The sequence below is a fragment of the Stenotrophomonas sp. PS02297 genome (assembly GCF_029959705.1).
In the GTDB taxonomy this organism is placed as follows: Bacteria; Pseudomonadota; Gammaproteobacteria; order Xanthomonadales; family Xanthomonadaceae; genus Stenotrophomonas; species Stenotrophomonas nitritireducens.
On sequence record NZ_JASCOS010000007.1, the window covers coordinates 1 to 14,641 of the forward strand.

The 14,641-nt window shown below is 69.1% G+C and carries 14 protein-coding genes and 1 tRNA gene; 5 read left to right on the plus strand and 10 right to left on the minus strand.

All coding sequences use genetic code 11. From position 1 onward, the window contains the following. Nucleotides 1-74: 74 nt before the first annotated feature. Together QMX80_RS02940 and QMX80_RS02945 are read right to left on the minus strand one after the other, a co-directional pair. Nucleotides 75-1,196: an inorganic phosphate transporter gene (locus tag QMX80_RS02940; protein WP_055769918.1), complete on the minus strand. Its 1,122-nt coding sequence runs from the start codon at nt 1,194-1,196 to the stop codon at nt 75-77. A gap of 12 nt (nt 1,197-1,208) precedes the next feature. Next, nucleotides 1,209-1,835: a DUF47 family protein gene (locus QMX80_RS02945; protein WP_055769920.1), complete on the minus strand. Its 627-nt coding sequence runs from the start codon at nt 1,833-1,835 to the stop codon at nt 1,209-1,211. A 276-nt stretch (nt 1,836-2,111) separates the two neighbouring features. On the opposite strand from QMX80_RS02945, the gene QMX80_RS02950 reads away from it, so the two are divergent. Both QMX80_RS02950 and QMX80_RS02955 read left to right on the plus strand, forming a co-directional pair. Continuing rightward, nucleotides 2,112-3,428, plus strand: coding sequence for a hemolysin family protein (locus QMX80_RS02950; RefSeq protein ID WP_055769922.1), 1,317 nt, complete (start codon nt 2,112-2,114; stop codon nt 3,426-3,428). Beyond that, a complete protein-coding gene (locus tag QMX80_RS02955) occupies nt 3,412-4,089 on the plus strand; it encodes an exopolysaccharide biosynthesis protein (protein WP_282275170.1) in 678 nt (225 codons plus the stop codon). The genes QMX80_RS02950 and QMX80_RS02955 overlap by 17 nt, the downstream gene beginning before the upstream one ends. 345 nt (nt 4,090-4,434) lie before the next feature. Here the strand turns inward: QMX80_RS02955 and QMX80_RS02960 are convergent, their stop codons facing one another. The 3 genes from QMX80_RS02960 to QMX80_RS02970 form a co-directional block, all read right to left on the minus strand. Next, nucleotides 4,435-5,424 (minus strand): LLM class flavin-dependent oxidoreductase, encoded by a 990-nt coding sequence (locus tag QMX80_RS02960; protein ID WP_282275171.1) that lies wholly within the window; start codon nt 5,422-5,424, stop codon nt 4,435-4,437. A gap of 280 nt (nt 5,425-5,704) precedes the next feature. After that, entirely contained in the window at nt 5,705-6,454 is a 750-nt protein-coding gene (locus tag QMX80_RS02965) for a sulfurtransferase (protein WP_282275173.1), read from the minus strand. 27 nt (nt 6,455-6,481) lie between these two features. Beyond that, the gene (locus QMX80_RS02970) at nt 6,482-6,847 is read right to left on the minus strand and encodes a DUF6164 family protein (protein WP_282275174.1); all 366 of its coding nucleotides are present in this window, start codon (nt 6,845-6,847) and stop codon (nt 6,482-6,484) included. A 205-nt stretch (nt 6,848-7,052) separates the two neighbouring features. On the opposite strand from QMX80_RS02970, the gene QMX80_RS02975 reads away from it, so the two are divergent. Further along, nucleotides 7,053-7,484: an FKBP-type peptidyl-prolyl cis-trans isomerase gene (locus QMX80_RS02975; RefSeq protein WP_055769930.1), complete on the plus strand. Its 432-nt coding sequence runs from the start codon at nt 7,053-7,055 to the stop codon at nt 7,482-7,484. Then, nucleotides 7,468-8,715 carry a TIGR03862 family flavoprotein gene (locus QMX80_RS02980; protein WP_282275175.1) on the plus strand — a complete coding sequence of 416 codons (1,248 nt, stop codon included), beginning with the start codon at nt 7,468-7,470 and terminating at the stop codon, nt 8,713-8,715. Before QMX80_RS02975 ends, QMX80_RS02980 begins: the two co-directional genes overlap by 17 nt. Nucleotides 8,716-8,979: 264 nt before the next feature. Here QMX80_RS02980 and QMX80_RS02985 read toward each other — a convergent pair whose 3' ends face one another. The 5 genes from QMX80_RS02985 to QMX80_RS03005 all read right to left on the minus strand — a co-directional run bounded on the left by QMX80_RS02985 (nt 8,980) and on the right by QMX80_RS03005 (nt 14,165). Beyond that, a complete protein-coding gene (locus QMX80_RS02985) occupies nt 8,980-10,602 on the minus strand; it encodes an FMN-binding glutamate synthase family protein (RefSeq protein WP_055769935.1) in 1,623 nt (540 codons plus the stop codon). 30 nt (nt 10,603-10,632) lie between these two features. Continuing rightward, nucleotides 10,633-11,922, minus strand: coding sequence for a nucleotide sugar dehydrogenase (locus QMX80_RS02990; protein WP_282275176.1), 1,290 nt, complete (start codon nt 11,920-11,922; stop codon nt 10,633-10,635). A 22-nt stretch (nt 11,923-11,944) separates the two neighbouring features. Continuing rightward, nucleotides 11,945-12,031: transfer RNA gene (locus QMX80_RS02995), tRNA-Leu, on the minus strand. Nucleotides 12,032-12,218: 187 nt separating this feature from the next. Beyond that, nucleotides 12,219-13,628, minus strand: coding sequence for an oxygen-independent coproporphyrinogen III oxidase (gene hemN, locus QMX80_RS03000; protein ID WP_282275177.1), 1,410 nt, complete (start codon nt 13,626-13,628; stop codon nt 12,219-12,221). A 120-nt stretch (nt 13,629-13,748) separates the two neighbouring features. Next, nucleotides 13,749-14,165, minus strand: coding sequence for a group III truncated hemoglobin (locus QMX80_RS03005; protein WP_282275178.1), 417 nt, complete (start codon nt 14,163-14,165; stop codon nt 13,749-13,751). A gap of 187 nt (nt 14,166-14,352) precedes the next feature. Between QMX80_RS03005 and QMX80_RS03010 the strand changes: the two genes are divergently transcribed. Then, nucleotides 14,353-14,640, plus strand: coding sequence for a hypothetical protein (locus QMX80_RS03010; RefSeq protein WP_055769940.1), 288 nt, complete (start codon nt 14,353-14,355; stop codon nt 14,638-14,640). Nucleotide 14,641: the final 1 nt, after the last annotated feature.

The following is a 14,641-nucleotide window of genomic DNA, read 5'->3' on the forward strand; positions in this document are numbered from 1 at the left end:
CCCCACAAACCCGCCGCCCCCGCGCCCCGCCGGCGCCCGCGGGGCCTCTTCTTGCGGGTCGAACCCGGCGTCGTTCAGTTCCAGCCGACGAGGGCGAACAGCTTCAGGATCAGGTAAGCGCAGCCGCCGGCCGCCGGGATGGTCAGGATCCATGCCCAGACGATGCGCTCGATCACGCCGATGCGCAGCGACTTCGGGTTCTTGGCGAAACCAACGCCCATGATCGCGGTGGAAATGCTGTGCGTGGTCGAGACCGGCATGCCGAAGTGCGCGGCCAGGGTCAGGATGGTGGCCGAGCTGGTCTCCGCGGCGAAACCGTGGATCGGATGCAGCTTGACCATCTTGTGGCCCAGGGTCTTGATGATCTTCCAGCCGCCCGAGGCGGTACCGGCGGCCATCACCACCGCACAGGTCAGCACGATCCACATGGCGATGCCGTCACCGGCATGCGCGTCCGGGTGCATGAACGCCAGCCATGACGGCAGGTCATTGAGCGCGCCGGTGGCCTCGGCGCCGATCAGGGTCATGGCGATGATGCCCATGGTCTTCTGCGCGTCGTTGTGGCCGTGGGCGAAACCCATGTAGGCGGCCGAGGCGATCTGCGCCTTGCCGAAGAACGCGTTGACCCAGCGCGGCCGCGCCAGCCGCCGCAGCACGCCGCCCATCCGCGCCATGCCGGCGATGATCGCCCACAGCAGGCACATCACCACGATGCCGAGCAGGAAGCCGGCGATCGGCGAGGTGATCATGGGCACGAACACCTTCCACAACAGGCCCTTGTTCTGCGCCCAGTTGCCGACGCTCTGCGACCAGATCAGCGCGTCCCAGTTGTTGTGCGCGGCAGCCAGGCCGGCGCCGCACAGGCCACCGATCAGCGCGTGCGAGGACGAGGACGGCAGGCCCTTCCACCAGGTGATCAGGTTCCAGACGATGCCGCCGAGCAGGGCGCACAGGATCACCTGCGGGGTGACCTCGACCACGTCGGTATTCAGCAGGCCGTTGGCGATGGTCAGCGCCACCGCGGTGCCGGTCAGCGCGCCGAGCAGGTTCATGCCCGCGGCCAGCATCACCGCCCAGCCGGGCGAGAGCACCTTGGTCGCCACCACGGTGGCGATGGAGTTGGCGGTATCGTGGAAGCCGTTGATGAACTCGAAGACGAGCGCTGCCAGGATCACCACCAGTACGAGGGTGAGCATCGACCGTCCCCGTCAGCTGTTCTTCAACACGATCTGGTAGACCACCACACCGGCCTCGCGGCAACGGTCGATGGCCTTCTCCAGGATCTCGAAGAACTCCTTGAGCAGGAACATCTGCAGGTTGTCCAGGCGCCCGGAATAGATCTCCCGGTACAGCTCCAGCATCAGCCGGTCGGCCTCGTTCTCCAGCGCGCGCAGCTTCTCGTTCATCGCCGTCATGCGGTCGATGTTCATGTGGCGCAGGTCCCGGACCATCTCCACCACCACGTCGGCGGCCTGCTCCAGCATCGCCGCGCGCGGGGCGAAATCGATCTGGGCCAGGTGCTGGGTGGCCAGCGAGTAGCGATCGGCGAACTTCTCGATCTGCTTGGGGATCTTGTACAGCGCCGAGCCCAGCGCCTCGATGTCCTCGCGCTCGATCGGGGTCATGAAGCTGTCCACCAGCGCCTGGCTGATCTTGTCCGAGGCGGCGCGCTCGCGCAGGCGCGCCAGCTTGAACGCATCCAGAGCCGGCTGCCGGTCGGCCTCGCGCATCATCGCGTGCAGCGCCTTGGCGCTGTCGGCGGCGGCCTGGGCGGCCTCGTCGAGGTAGGTATAGAACTGCTTGCCGGAGCCGAAAATGGTCTGCAATGAAAACATTGGGGATGCCTGTTCGCCGTCGCGGAAGGGACGGCACCGGGGCGAATTATGACGGCTGGATGACTTCTCGGGTATTCCCGCCGCCTCCGGGCCGGCAAAAGTGAACAGGCGCTTGCCGGTCCCGCATGCCGGTTTGCTAAGATGCGCCGGCGCCCCCGCGGGCGCACCCTATGGACGACGACCCTTCTCCCCCGCCGCAGCGCCCGGGCACGCCCCTGGACTCCTGCCGCCATCGCAAGCACCCGCCCTCCCTGCCATCGACCCGGGGAGCGACCCGTGTTTGAACTGATCCTCATCGTTTTCGCCCTGATCCTGCTCAACGGCTTCTTCGCCATGTCCGAGATGTCGGTCATGACCTCGCGCAAGAGCCGGCTCAAGCAGATGTCCGCTTCCAGCAAGCGCGCCGAACGCGCCCTGGCGCTGGCCGAGAAGCCCGAGAACTTCCTGTCCACCGTGCAGATCGGCATCACCGTGATCGGTGTGCTGACCGGCTTCCTCGGCGGCGAAGCGCTGGGCGAAGCCATCGCCGCGTGGATCCAGGGCCTGATGCCCGGTTTTGCCTACGCCGGCGCGCTGGGCAAGGCGCTGGCCGTCACCCTGATCACCTTCGTCACGCTGATCTTCGGCGAACTGGTGCCCAAGCGGCTGGCCCTGACCCGCTCGGAGGATATCGCCGGCCTGGTGGCGATGCCGATGGGCTGGCTGGCCACCCTCGCCTTCCCGTTCGTATGGCTGCTCTCGCGCACCACCCGGCTGGTGCTGCGCCTGCTGGGCCTGGGCAACACCGATTCGGCCTCGGTGACCGAAGAGGAGATCCGCATGCTGGTGGCCGAAAGCCATGAGGCCGGCGTGATCGACATCCACGAGCGCGACATGATGAACCGGGTCATGCGCCTGGGCGACCGCACCGCCGACAGCCTGATGACCCCGCGTAACCGCATCGCCTGGCTGGACACCAACGCCGATGTGGAGAAGAACCTGGAGACCATGCACGAGCATGCCTTCTCGCGCTATCCGGTGTACCGCGGCAACGACCAGGACATCGCCGGCATCCTCGAGGTCAAGTCGCTGGTCACGCGCCGCCTGCAGGGCAACGCGCACGCGCTGTTCGAGAACCTGCGCGAGACGCTCTATGTCTCCGAATCCACCCATGCGATGAAGCTGCTGGAGATCTTCCGCGAGGAGCACCAGTCGATGGCGCTGGTGGTGGACGAGTACGGCGAGATCCAGGGCCTGGTGACGATCAGCGACCTGATGGGCGCGGTGGTCGGCCGCCTGCAGGCGCCGGAGAACACCGACGAGGACGCGCTGGTGGTCACCCGCGAGGACGGCTCGCTGCTGGTGGACGGCTCGCTGCCGGTGGACGACCTGCGCGAGCTGATGGGCGGCGTCGAGCTGCCCGACGCCGAGGAAGGCGACTACTACACGCTGGCCGGCATGTGCATGCATTTCTTCGGCCGCATCCCGCACGCCGGCGAGTACTTCGACTGGGCCGGCTGGCGCATCGAGATCGTCGACCTGGACGGCGCACGCATCGACAAGCTGCTGCTGCGCCGGCTCCCGGAAGAAGACGCCGATGACACCACCGGCTGAGCGGCCGGGCGACGAACCAGGGCCGGACCAGGCTTCGAGCGCCTACCGCAACGAGGGCATCCGCACCCTGCTGGCGATGTTCGAACAGGGCGACCCGGACGAGCACCAGCCACTGGGGAAGATCCTGCAGGGCCTGCAGGAAAGCGCGTTCGGCGTGTTCCTGTTCGTCGCCATCCTGCCCTCGTTCATCCCGATTCCCGGCATCGGCGGCGCGGTCAGCGGCCCGCTGGTGCTGCTGATCGGCCTGCAGATGCTGTGCGGGCTGTCGCGGCCGTGGGTGCCGGGCTTCATCGCCCGGCGTGGCCCCAGGCGCGGCACCATGCACCGCTTCCTCGGCCGCATCGACCGGCCGCTGCGGCGCCTGGACCGGATGCTCAAGCCGCGCCTGCCGATGCTGGTATGGCCGCTGCCGGCGCGGGTGTTCAGCGGCCTGCTGCTGGTCCTGGTCGGCATCCTGCTGTCGCTGCCCATTCCCTTCACCAACTATCTGTTCGGCTTCCAGCTGCTGCTGTTCGCGCTGGCGCTGATCGAACGCGACGGCGCGCTGATGCTGTTCAACTGGATCGCCGCCGTCGCCGCCTGCGTGTTCTTCGGGCTTGGCTCCGGGCAGCTTGCCAGCCACGCCGTCGATCTGTTCCAGCGCTGGAGCGGCGGCCTGTAGCGTCAGGCCGGACCCGGCGAAGCCCAGCGGGGCATTCCCGGCAAAGCCCCAGCGGGGCCATTGCCCCGCTCTACACGGTCGGAGCGCGGCGCCCTGTAGCGCCGGGCAAGGCCCGGCGGGGCATTCCCGGTAAAGCCCCAGCGGGGCGTTGCCCCGCTCTACACGGTCGGAACACGGCGCCTTGTAGCGCCGGGCAACGCCCGGCGGGGCATTCCCGACAAAGCCCCAGCGGGGCGTTGCCCCGCTCTACACGGTCGGAGCGCGGCGTCTTGTAGCGCCGGGCAACGCCCGGCGGGGTATTCCTGGTGAAGCCCCAGCGCGGCATCGCCCCGCGAGGGCACTACCTCAGTGCCGAGCCTGCCAGGCCTGCATCGCCAGTTCGAACGAACGCAGCCGCGCGGCATGGTCGAAGATGTTGGCGGTGAGCATCATCTCGTCCGGCCGGTGGCGCGCGGCAAAAGCCGCCAACCCTTCGCCTACCTGGGCCGGATCGCCCAACACCGTACAGGCCAGCGCCCGCTCCACGCCCGCCTTCTCGTGCGGCTCCCAGAATGCCTCGATGTCGTCGACCGGCGGCGGGATGCGTCCGGGACGGCCGCGCCGCAGGTTGACGAAACTCTGCTGCTGGGTGGTGAACAGGCGCCGCGACTGCGCCTCCGATTCGCTGGCCACCACGTTCAGCGCCAGCATCGCCCAGGGCGCGCGCAGGCGCGCGGAGGGACGGAAATCGCGGCGGTAGATCGCCAATGCCTCGTCCATCGCGTCCGGGGCGAAATGCGAGGCGAAGGCGAACGGCAGGCCCATCGCCGCCGACAGTCGCGCGCTGAACAGGCTGGAGCCCAGCAGCCACACCGGCACCTCGAGGCCCGCGCCCGGCACCGCCTGCACGCCCTGCCCCGGCTGCACGGGTTCGAAATAGTGCAGCAGTTCGGTCACGTCCTGCGGGAACTGGTCGGCGCTGTCGAAGTAGCGGCGCAGCGCGCGGGCGGTGGCATGGTCGGTCCCGGGCGCGCGGCCCAGCCCCAGGTCGATGCGCCCGGGATACAGCGAGGCCAGCGTGCCGAACTGTTCGGCCACCTGCAGCGGCGAGTGGTTGGGCAGCATGATGCCGCCGGCGCCGACGCGGATGCTCGAGGTACCGCCGGCGACATGGCCGATCAGCACCGAGGTCGCCGCACTGGCGATGCCCGGCATGTTGTGGTGCTCGGCCAGCCAGTAGCGGCGGTAGCCCCAGCGCTCGGCATGCCGCGCGAGGTCGAGCATGTTGGCGAAGGCCTGGCCCGGCGCAGCGCCTTCGCAGACGGGGGCCAGGTCGAGAACGGAAAGTGGAATCATGCGGCGGCTTCCTGCGGGGTATCGGGAGAGACATGGGGCGTCGCGGCCAGATTCCCATGCTTCCATGACGCCCATCGCCCGGACACTGTTTTTCGGCGCGGCATCGCCGACCTCGCGGCAGCCGGGCCCCGCAGCGCGGATCAACGCCCGGCAGGGCATTCACTGCACGACCCAGCGGGGCGTCGCCCCGCTCTACATGACCGAGGCGCTGCCTCCTGTAGCGCCGGGCGGCGCCCGGCGGGGCCTGGCTGGCAATGCCCCAGCGGGGCATTGCCCCGCGCTACACGGGAACGCCGGTATCCACCAGCGGCTGCAGCTGCGGGTCCAGCGCCACGCGCTCGTCGAACACGAAGCAGCGGCCGTCGTAGCCCTCGCCGCCGGCCTCCTCGAAATAACCGAGGATGCCGCCCTCCAGCTGCAGCACGTTGTCCATGCCGTCGTTGCGCATCCACAGCGCGGCCTTCTCGCAGCGGATGCCGCCGGTGCAGAAGCTGACCACGGTGGCGTCGGCCAGCTCCGCGCGGTGCGGCTCCAGTGCCGCCGGCAGATCCGTGAAGCGGGCGATCGGCAGGGTCAGGGCGCCGGCGAAAGTGCCGTGCTCGAACTCCTGCTCGTTGCGGGTATCCAGCATCACCACGCGCCTGCCAGCGTCGTCGTGCCCTTGCCGCAGCCAGCGCTGCAGCGTGGCCGGGGCCACGGAAGGCGCGCGCGGGTAATCCAGCGGCTGGCCGTCGTCGCGGCGGAAACTGATGATCTCCGGCTTGACCTTGGCCTTGAGCCGCGCGAACGGCTGCATGTGGCTGTAGCTGTACTTGACCCGCATGTCGGAGAAACGCGCGTCGGCCTTCAGCCCGGCGTAGAAGGTGTCGATGCCGTCGCGGCCGCCGGCCAGGAACAGGTTGATGCCCTCGTCCGCCACCAGGATCGTGCCGCGCAGTTCGTACGCCTGCGCGCGCTCCAGCAGGGTGGCGGCCAGCGCGTCGGCATCGGCGACGGGAACGAAGTGATAGGCGGCGGTATTGACGATCATCGGCGTATTTTACGGCGCCATCGGCCTTCAGCCACGCAGCAGCATGAACGGCAGCAGCACCAGCGCCGCCGCGGCCAGCATGCCCAGCAGCACGGCGAGCACGTACAGCGGCCGCCGCCGGAACAGCGAGCCGAAGGTCTCGGCGGTCCCGGCGCGCAGCGCGGCCTCGCGTTCGGCGCGCACGCGCCGCGAGCGCTCGGCCTGGTAAGTGGCCATCAGCTCCTTCGCGCGCGGATGATCCTCGCGTTCGCGCAGCCAGATGCCGCCGAAGGAAATGCCCCAGGGGCTGGGTTCGGTGCGGTACCAGACGATGCCGTGGCGGTCGAGCAGTTCGCCGACCTCGCGGCTTTCGTCCTCGCCGACGTTGCGCAGATTGAGCAGCAGTTTCGCCATCGCGCCATGATACCCGCTGGCGATACGCTACCCTTGCACACCCCGCGCCCGTGGAGCCCGCGCCAGAGCGCCGTGCATCCCGGCGCCGGGCCTTCACTCGAAAACCTTCGCCAGAACCGGGCATGTCCGCGTCCCGGTTCCTGTCGTGGACCCCTTACCCGAGCGCCGCACATCCCTTGTGCGGGAACTCACCCCTGGAGCCGCCATGCGTCGCCTGCTCGTCCCCTTGCTGTTGTCCCTGTCCATTGCCGCCTGCACCCCGCCCGGCCCGCCGCCGGGAGGCAGCATCGCCGCCTTCGAGCGCATCGACAGCGTGCCGGGTACCGGCGCCGAGGCGGTCCCCGGCACCAAGGTCACCGTGCACTACACCGGCTGGATCTACGACGAGCGCACGGCCGACAAACACGGCGAGAAATTCGACAGTTCGCTCGACCGCGGCGAGCCGTTCACCTTCAACCTGGGCGAGAAGCAGGTCATCCGCGGCTGGGACGAGGGCGTGGCCGGCATGAAGGTCGGCGGCAAGCGCACGCTGATGATCCCGGCCGACTACGGCTACGGCGACCGCCGCGCCGGCCCGATCCCGCCCGGCTCCTCGCTGGTGTTCGACGTCGAACTGCTCGATGTCCAGCCGCGCTGAGCCCGGCGCCGTGGCCAAGCGCGTCGCGGTGATCGGCGGCGGCCCCGCGGGGCTGTTCGCTGCCGAGCGCCTGCGCGCGGCGGGCCTGTCGGTCGACCTGTACGAAGCCAAGGGCTCGCCGGGGCGCAAGTTCCTGATCGCCGGCAAGGGCGGCCTGAACCTCACCCACTCCGAACCGCGCCCGCAGTTCGACGGCCGCTACCGCGAACGCGCGGCGGAGGTCGCCGGCTGGCTGGACGGCTTCGACGCCGACGCCCTGCGCCGCTGGGCACAGGGCCTGGGCGTGGACACCTATGTCGGCAGTTCCGGCCGTGTGTTCCCGCTGGACCGCAAGGCCGCACCGCTGCTGCGCGGCTGGGTGCGGCGGCTGAAGGAACAGGGGGTGCGCTTCCACGTCCAGCATCGCTGGCTGGGCTGGAACGACGACGGTTCGCTGCGCATGCAGACCGGCGAAGGCGAAAGCGCGGTGACCGCCGACGCCACCGTGCTGGCGCTGGGCGGTGGCAGCTGGCCGGAACTCGGTTCCGATGGCGCCTGGTTGGAAGCACTGCGCGCGCGCGGCGTGGACGTGGCGCCGCTGCAGCCAGCCAACTGCGGCTTCGACATCGACTGGAGCGGACATTTCCGCCAGCGCCATGCCGGCAGCCCGCTCAAGCCGGTCGTCGCGCACTGGCGGGATCTGCACGGCACGCCGCAGCAGCTGCAGGGCGAATGCGTGGCCAGCGAATACGGCATCGAAGGCAGCCTGGTCTACGCCATCGCCGCCGACCTGCGCGAAACCATCAACCGCGATGGTCATGCGCTGCTGGAACTGGACCTGGTGCCCGGCCGCGACGAAGCGCGCCTGCGCGCCGACCTGTCGCGCCCGCGCAAGGGGCGCAGCTTCGGCGAACACCTGCGCCGCGCCACCGGCATCGACGCGGCCAAGGCCGCGCTGGTGTTCGAGATTCTCGGCAAGGATGCCGGCAACGACCTCGACACGGTGGCGCGCACGCTCAAGCACCTGCCGCTGCGCCTGTTGCGGCCGCGGCCGATGGCCGAGACCATCAGCACCGCCGGCGGCGTGCGCCTGGAGGCCACGGATGCGCGGTTGATGCTGCATGCCCTACCCGGCGTGTTCTGCGCCGGCGAGATGCTGGACTGGGAGGCGCCGACCGGCGGCTACCTGCTTACCGCCTGCTACGCCAGCGCATTGCGTGCGGCCGAAGGCGTGGTCGAGTGGCTTCGGTGAACACATCCGCTTAGGCGGGAAGCGTGCTCCGCACGGGGCTTTTCCGAGGAAACCCCAGCGGGGCGTTGCCCCGCTCTACAAGCCGGCGTTCTGTAGCGCCGGGCAACGCCCGGTGGGGTTTGGCCGGTAATGCCCCAGCGGGGCGTTGCCCCGCTCTACAAGGCCGCGGCGTTCTGTAGCGCCGGGCAACGCCTGGCGAGGCTCGCCCAGTAATGCCCCAGCGGGGCGTTGCCCCGCTCTACATGACGACGGGCGGACCGGGCTTCAGTGCAGCTTGGTTCCGCGCAGCGCCTCGATGCGCGGCGGCGGTGCGAACGAATCACTGCGCGCGTCGGCCCAGTATTCGCGGAACACCGCATGGCCCGGCACCCGGTCGAGCAGCTCGCCCGGCGACAGGTAGCGGTACAGCGTCGCCATCGAACGGATCTCGATCGGCGACACCCTGCGCAGGATGTGCTCGGGACCGAGTTCGGCAGGATCGTTCAGCCCGGCCGCGCCCAGCAGGTCGCGCAGCGCGCGCAGGGTGTTCTCGTGGAAATTGCGCACCCGCTCGGCCTTGTCGGTCGGGTCGAGGTGGCGCCAGCGGCTCGGGTCCTGGGTGGCGATGCCGGTCGGGCACTTGTCGTTGTGGCAGCTCAGCGACTGGATGCAGCCCAGCGCGAACATGAAGCCGCGCCCGGCGTTGCACCAGTCCGCGCCCAGCGCGAGGGTGCGCGCGATGTCGAAGGCGCTGGTCACTTTGCCGGCCGCGCCGATGCGGATGCGCTCGCGCAGGTCCAGGCCCACCAGCGTGTTGTGCACCAGGATCAGCGCCTCGTTCATCGGCACGCCGACGTGGTCGATGAACTCGGCCGGCGATGCGCCGGTGCCGCCTTCGGCACCATCGACCACGATGAAGTCCGGCAGCAGCCCGGTCTCGTGCATGGCCTTGGCGATGCCGAACCATTCCCACGGATGGCCGATGGCCAGCTTGAAGCCGGTCGGCTTGCCGCCGGACAGCTCGCGCAGGCGGGCGACGAACTGCAGCAGTTCCACCGGGGTGGAGAACGCCGAGTGCCGCGACGGCGACACGCAGTCCACGCCCATCGGCACGCCGCGGGTAACGGAAATCTCCGCGCTGACCTTGGCCGCGGGCAGCACGCCGCCGTGGCCGGGCTTGGCGCCCTGCGACAGCTTGATCTCGATCATCTTGACCTGGTCGTGGTTGGCGTTCTCGACGAAACGCTCCTCGCTGAAACGGCCCTGCTCGTCGCGGCAACCGAAGTACCCCGAGCCGATCTCCCACACCAGGTCGCCACCGTTCTCGCGGTGATACGGCGAGATCGAGCCCTCGCCGGTGTCATGGTAGAAGCCGCCCATCTTCGCGCCCTTGTTCAGGGCGCGGATGGCGTTGGCCGACAGCGAGCCGAAGCTCATCGCCGAGATGTTGAACACGCTGGCCGAATACGGCCGCGCGCAGTCCGCGCCGATCACCACGCGGAAATCGTGGTGCGGGATACTGGTCGGCGCCATCGAATGGTTGATCCACTCGTAATCCACCGCATAGGTGCTGCGCAGCGTACCGAACGGCACCACGTCCATCACGTTGCGCGCGCGCTGGTAGACCAGCTGCCGCTGCTGGCGCGAGAACGGCACGTCCTCCAGGTCGCTCTGCACGAAGTACTGGCGGATTTCCGGGCCGATGGACTCGAAGCCGTAGCGGAAGTGCGCCAGCACCGGGTAATTGCGCCGCAGCACGCTGCGCCGCTGCAGCACGTCCCAGGTGCCGAGCAGTGCCATGGCGCCGAACAGGCCGACGCCCCAGTACCAAGCGGGCCAACGGTCCGCCAGCGCCAGCGACACCGGCAACAGGACCAGCGCCAGTACATAGACCAGATAACGATGCATTGCCGTCCTCGCGACCGGGAATGGCGGATTCTACAACCGGTCGTCCACCACGTGCCGCGGCCACGCCGACTTGACGTCGTAGACCACCATGTCCGCCACGCCCAGCGCGCGTATCCGCGCGGCATCGAGTTCGCGGAACTGGCGGTGCGCCACCGCCAGCACCACCGCGTCGTAATGCGCCGGGGCCGGGGCATCGACCAGTTTCAGGCCCGATTCGCGCTCGGCCTCGACCGGATCGGCCCAGGGATCGAAGGCATCGACCGCCGCGCCTTGTCCGGCCAGCAGCCGCGCCAGGTCCAGCGCACGGCTGTTGCGCAGGTCCGGGCAGTCTTCCTTGAAGGTCACGCCCAGCACCAGCACCCGGGCACCGCGCAGCGGCTTGCCCTTGCCGGCCAGCAACGCGTCCACGCGCCCGACCACGTGCGCGACCACGCGGTTGTTGACCTGCCGCGCAGTGTGGATCAGGTCAGGGTGGTAGCCCACGCTCTCGGATTTGTGCAGCAGGTAATACGGGTCCACGCCGATGCAGTGGCCGCCGACCATGCCCGGCCGGAACGGCAGGAAATTCCACTTGGTGCCGGCCGCTTCGAGCACGTCCAGCGTGTCGATGCCGAGCCGGTCGAAGATCAGCGCCAGCTCGTTGACCAGGGCGATGTTCACGTCGCGCTGGATGTTCTCCACCACCTTGGCCGCTTCGGCCACGCGCAGCGACGGCGCGCGCCAGGTGCCGGCGGCGATGATGCGCCGGTACAGCGCGTCCACCACCTCGGCCGCTTCCGGCGTGGAGCCGGAGGTGATCTTGCGGATGTCCGGCAGGCGCCGCTGGCGGTCGCCGGGGTTGATCCGCTCCGGGCTGTAGCCGCACCAGAAATCCTGGTTGAAGCGCAGGCCCGAACCCTGCTCCAGCAGCGGCACGCAGACTTCCTCGGTGGTGCCGGGATAGACCGTGGATTCGTAGATCACCAGGTCGCCGCGCTTGAGCACGCCGGCGATCAGCTGGCTGGCGCCGCACAGCGGCTCCAGGTCCGGCTGCTCCCAGGCGTCGATGGGCGTCGGCACGGTAACGATGAACACATTGCACTGCGCCAGCTCCGCCGCATCGGCGCAGTAGCGCAGGCAGGTGGCGGCGGCCAGTTCGGCGGCATCCAGTTCCAGCGTTCGGTCATGGCCATCGCGCAGCTCGGCCACGCGCGCGGCGTCGATGTCGTAGCCGAGCGTGTCCAGCGTCCTGCCGAACTCGACCGCAAGCGGCAGACCGACGTAGCCCAGGCCGATGATGGCGATGCGCGGCGCGCTGGCTGCGGAAATATCGGCGCTCATCCCATCCCTCGAGGTTGCATGCTGGTGCCCGGAGCCGGAATCGAACCGGCATGGGGTTGCCCCCGGCGGATTTTAAGTCCGATGCGTCTACCAGTTTCGCCATCCGGGCATCGCGATAGCGTGCCTGATCGGCGCGCGCTTGTGAATCCGACCCGGCCACATCTCCTGCAGGAGCAACTGCAGCCGCGACCGGCCTTGCCGGGCTAACCGCGCAGGAAACCGGGGCTTTGGCGGTAGCATCCGCACGAAAGCCCCGTCACGACTGGAGTCGCTCCCACGCACGGCAGCAAGGCCGGTCAGATCGCCCGCGAATAGCGCGCCGGCTGCTGCGGGGCCTGCAGGTAGCGGTCGAAGCACATGGCGACCAGGCGCAGCAGCGGCCGCCCCTGCCGGGTAGCGGCGACGACGCCATCGCGGTAGCGGGCCAGCCCGTCGGCGGCCAGATGCCGCAGCGCCACCAGTTCGGCAGCAAAGTACTGCTCGAAATCGACGCCATGGCGCGCGGCCAGGGCATGTCCGTCCACGCGGCCATGGCACATCAGCTGCTGGATCAGCTCGGCGCGCAGCAGGTCGTCGGCGTCCAGTTCCAGCCCACGCCATACCGGCAGGCCACCTGCGTCGATCCGCGCCTCCCAGTCCTTCAGGTCGCGCGGGTTCTGGCTGTAGCTGTTGTCGATCCTGCTGATCGCGCTCACGCCCAGGCCCAGCAGGTCGGTGTCGGCATGGGTGGTGTAGCCCATGAAGTTGCGGTGCAGGCTTCCGGCGCGCTGCGCGCGCGACAGGTCTTCTTCCGGCAGCGCGAAGTGATCCATGCCGATGTACTGGTAGCCGGCCGCCGACAGGCGTTCCACGGCCAGGCCCAGCAGCGCGAGCTTGCGCTCGGCGTCGGGCAGGTCGGCATCGACGATCTGCCGCTGCGCCTTGAACAGGTGCGGCATATGCGCATAGCCGTAGATCGCCAGCCGGTCCGGGCGCACCGCCAGCACGGTTTCCAGCGTGCGCGCGAAGCCTTCCCGGGTCTGCTTCGGCAGGCCGTAGATCAGGTCGACGTTGACCGAGCGCAGGCCATTGCCGCGGCAGGCCTCGATGATCGCCAGGGTTTCGTCCACGCCCTGCACGCGGTTGATCGCCTGCTGCACCGCCGGGTCGAAATCCTGCACGCCGAGGCTGGCGCGGTTGAAGCCCAGCTGCGCGAGTACCGCGATGTCGTCAGGAGAGACAAAGCGCGGGTCCAGTTCGATGGAAAAATCGCGCCCCGCGTCCTCGCTGAAACGGAAGCGCCGGCGCAGTCCTTCGACCAGCCGCGACAGCTGCTCCGGATCGAGGAAGTTCGGCGTACCGCCGCCGAAATGCAGCTGGATGACCTCCCGTTCCGACGTGAACAGGGGCGCCACGCGGTCCGCCTCGGCCAGCACGCGATCGACATACGGCGCGCCCTTGCTGCGGTCGCGGCTGATGACGCGGTTGCAGCCGCAGTAGAAACAGGGGCTGGTGCAGTACGGCACGTGCACGTACAGCGAGAGCGGGCGCGTCGAGGCATTGCTGCGCGCGATGGCCTCGCGGAACTGCCCTGCGCCGTAGCCATCGTGGAAATGCGGCGCGGTGGGATAGGAGGTATAGCGCGGCCCGGGCCGGTCATGGCGGCGCAGGATGTCCGGATCGAAGGTCCAGCCCAGCGGGTCGGGCAATGCGGTGGTCGTGTCCATGCGCAAAGCCTGCCGCATGCCGCATGCGGCCGCCTTGAGCCAGATCAATGGAGCAAGAGGGAGTTGGCAGTAGCGGGGAACGAGGGAGGACAGCGGCAAAAGCCGCTGCCTGCATGCCGGCTACTGCCCCAGTACCTGCAGCGTAGGCCAGCGCGACATCTGGAAGCGCCGCCAGAAGTTGCCTGCGATGCGTTCGGCGGCATCGTCGGCCAGCCGCTGCATCGGCACGTTGCCCAGTTCGGCGGTGGTCTGCCGGAACAGCAGCAACCAGCGCGCGAACAGTTCCTCGCGCAGTTCGTCGATCACCATGTGCTTCTGCATCGGCGCGCCCTGGAAGCGGCGCGTGCCGCGCAGCAGCGCCGACCAGAAATCGACCAGGTGGCGCATATGCGCTTCCCAGTCGTGGACATGGGCCTCGAATACCGGCCCTAGCAGGTCGTCCTCGCGCACGCGCCCGTAGAAGCGCCGCACCAGGCGATTGATCTCCTCCTCGCTGCACAGGTCCGCCGCCGGCTGCGGCAGGCGTTCGTCGTTCATCGCTGCAAAACTCCTCGCCCTGCCCCGCATTCTGCTGAACCGCTTCCGGGCATGGCTTGATCCAGATCAAGGCCGCCCGCTTCCGGGCTGCCTAGGCTGACAGCAAGTTCGCCCTTGCCTTCAGCGCCGCCTCGGCGAGGCGGCAAGCACCGATTGTACGCCTGCCAGCTCCGCGTCCGCCGCCACCATGATCGACCTCGACACTTCGCCCCGTACGCGACGCCCCCCTCTACAGCAGCTGGGGGCGGTGCTGTGGCCGAGCTTCTTCGTCGCGGTGGTCGCGTCGGTGCTGTTCTTCGCCTTCTTCGATCCGCTGGACCTGCAGCGCATCGGCTTCCCGCGCCATGGCATCAGCCGCGGCCTCGGCTATACCGCCGGCTTCTTCCTTGCCTGGCTGGGCACGCTCTCCGCCTGCAGCGTGACCGCCCTGCTGCTGCGCTCTCCGGGCGACGGCGACGAGCCGCCGCTGGAATGAG

What these genes read in the sequence shown, in the direction of transcription:
- QMX80_RS02965 (WP_282275173.1), bottom strand. Translation starts at nt 6,454, where the DNA reads ATGATCGTCAATACCGCCGCCTATCACTTCGTTCCCGTCGCCGATGCC.
- QMX80_RS02970 (WP_282275174.1), bottom strand. Translation starts at nt 6,847, where the DNA reads ATGGCGAAACTGCTGCTCAATCTGCGCAACGTCGGCGAGGACGAAAGC.
- hemN (WP_282275177.1), bottom strand. Translation starts at nt 13,628, where the DNA reads ATGGACACGACCACCGCATTGCCCGACCCGCTGGGCTGGACCTTCGAT.
- QMX80_RS02940 (WP_055769918.1), bottom strand. Translation starts at nt 1,196, where the DNA reads ATGCTCACCCTCGTACTGGTGGTGATCCTGGCAGCGCTCGTCTTCGAG.
- QMX80_RS02985 (WP_055769935.1), bottom strand. Translation starts at nt 10,602, where the DNA reads ATGCATCGTTATCTGGTCTATGTACTGGCGCTGGTCCTGTTGCCGGTG.
- QMX80_RS02990 (WP_282275176.1), bottom strand. Translation starts at nt 11,922, where the DNA reads ATGAGCGCCGATATTTCCGCAGCCAGCGCGCCGCGCATCGCCATCATC.
- QMX80_RS02955 (WP_282275170.1), top strand. Translation starts at nt 3,412, where the DNA reads ATGACACCACCGGCTGAGCGGCCGGGCGACGAACCAGGGCCGGACCAG.
- QMX80_RS03010 (WP_055769940.1), top strand. Translation starts at nt 14,353, where the DNA reads ATGATCGACCTCGACACTTCGCCCCGTACGCGACGCCCCCCTCTACAG.
- QMX80_RS02960 (WP_282275171.1), bottom strand. Translation starts at nt 5,424, where the DNA reads ATGATTCCACTTTCCGTTCTCGACCTGGCCCCCGTCTGCGAAGGCGCT.
- QMX80_RS02980 (WP_282275175.1), top strand. Translation starts at nt 7,468, where the DNA reads ATGTCCAGCCGCGCTGAGCCCGGCGCCGTGGCCAAGCGCGTCGCGGTG.
- QMX80_RS02975 (WP_055769930.1), top strand. Translation starts at nt 7,053, where the DNA reads ATGCGTCGCCTGCTCGTCCCCTTGCTGTTGTCCCTGTCCATTGCCGCC.
- QMX80_RS02945 (WP_055769920.1), bottom strand. Translation starts at nt 1,835, where the DNA reads ATGTTTTCATTGCAGACCATTTTCGGCTCCGGCAAGCAGTTCTATACC.
- QMX80_RS03005 (WP_282275178.1), bottom strand. Translation starts at nt 14,165, where the DNA reads ATGAACGACGAACGCCTGCCGCAGCCGGCGGCGGACCTGTGCAGCGAG.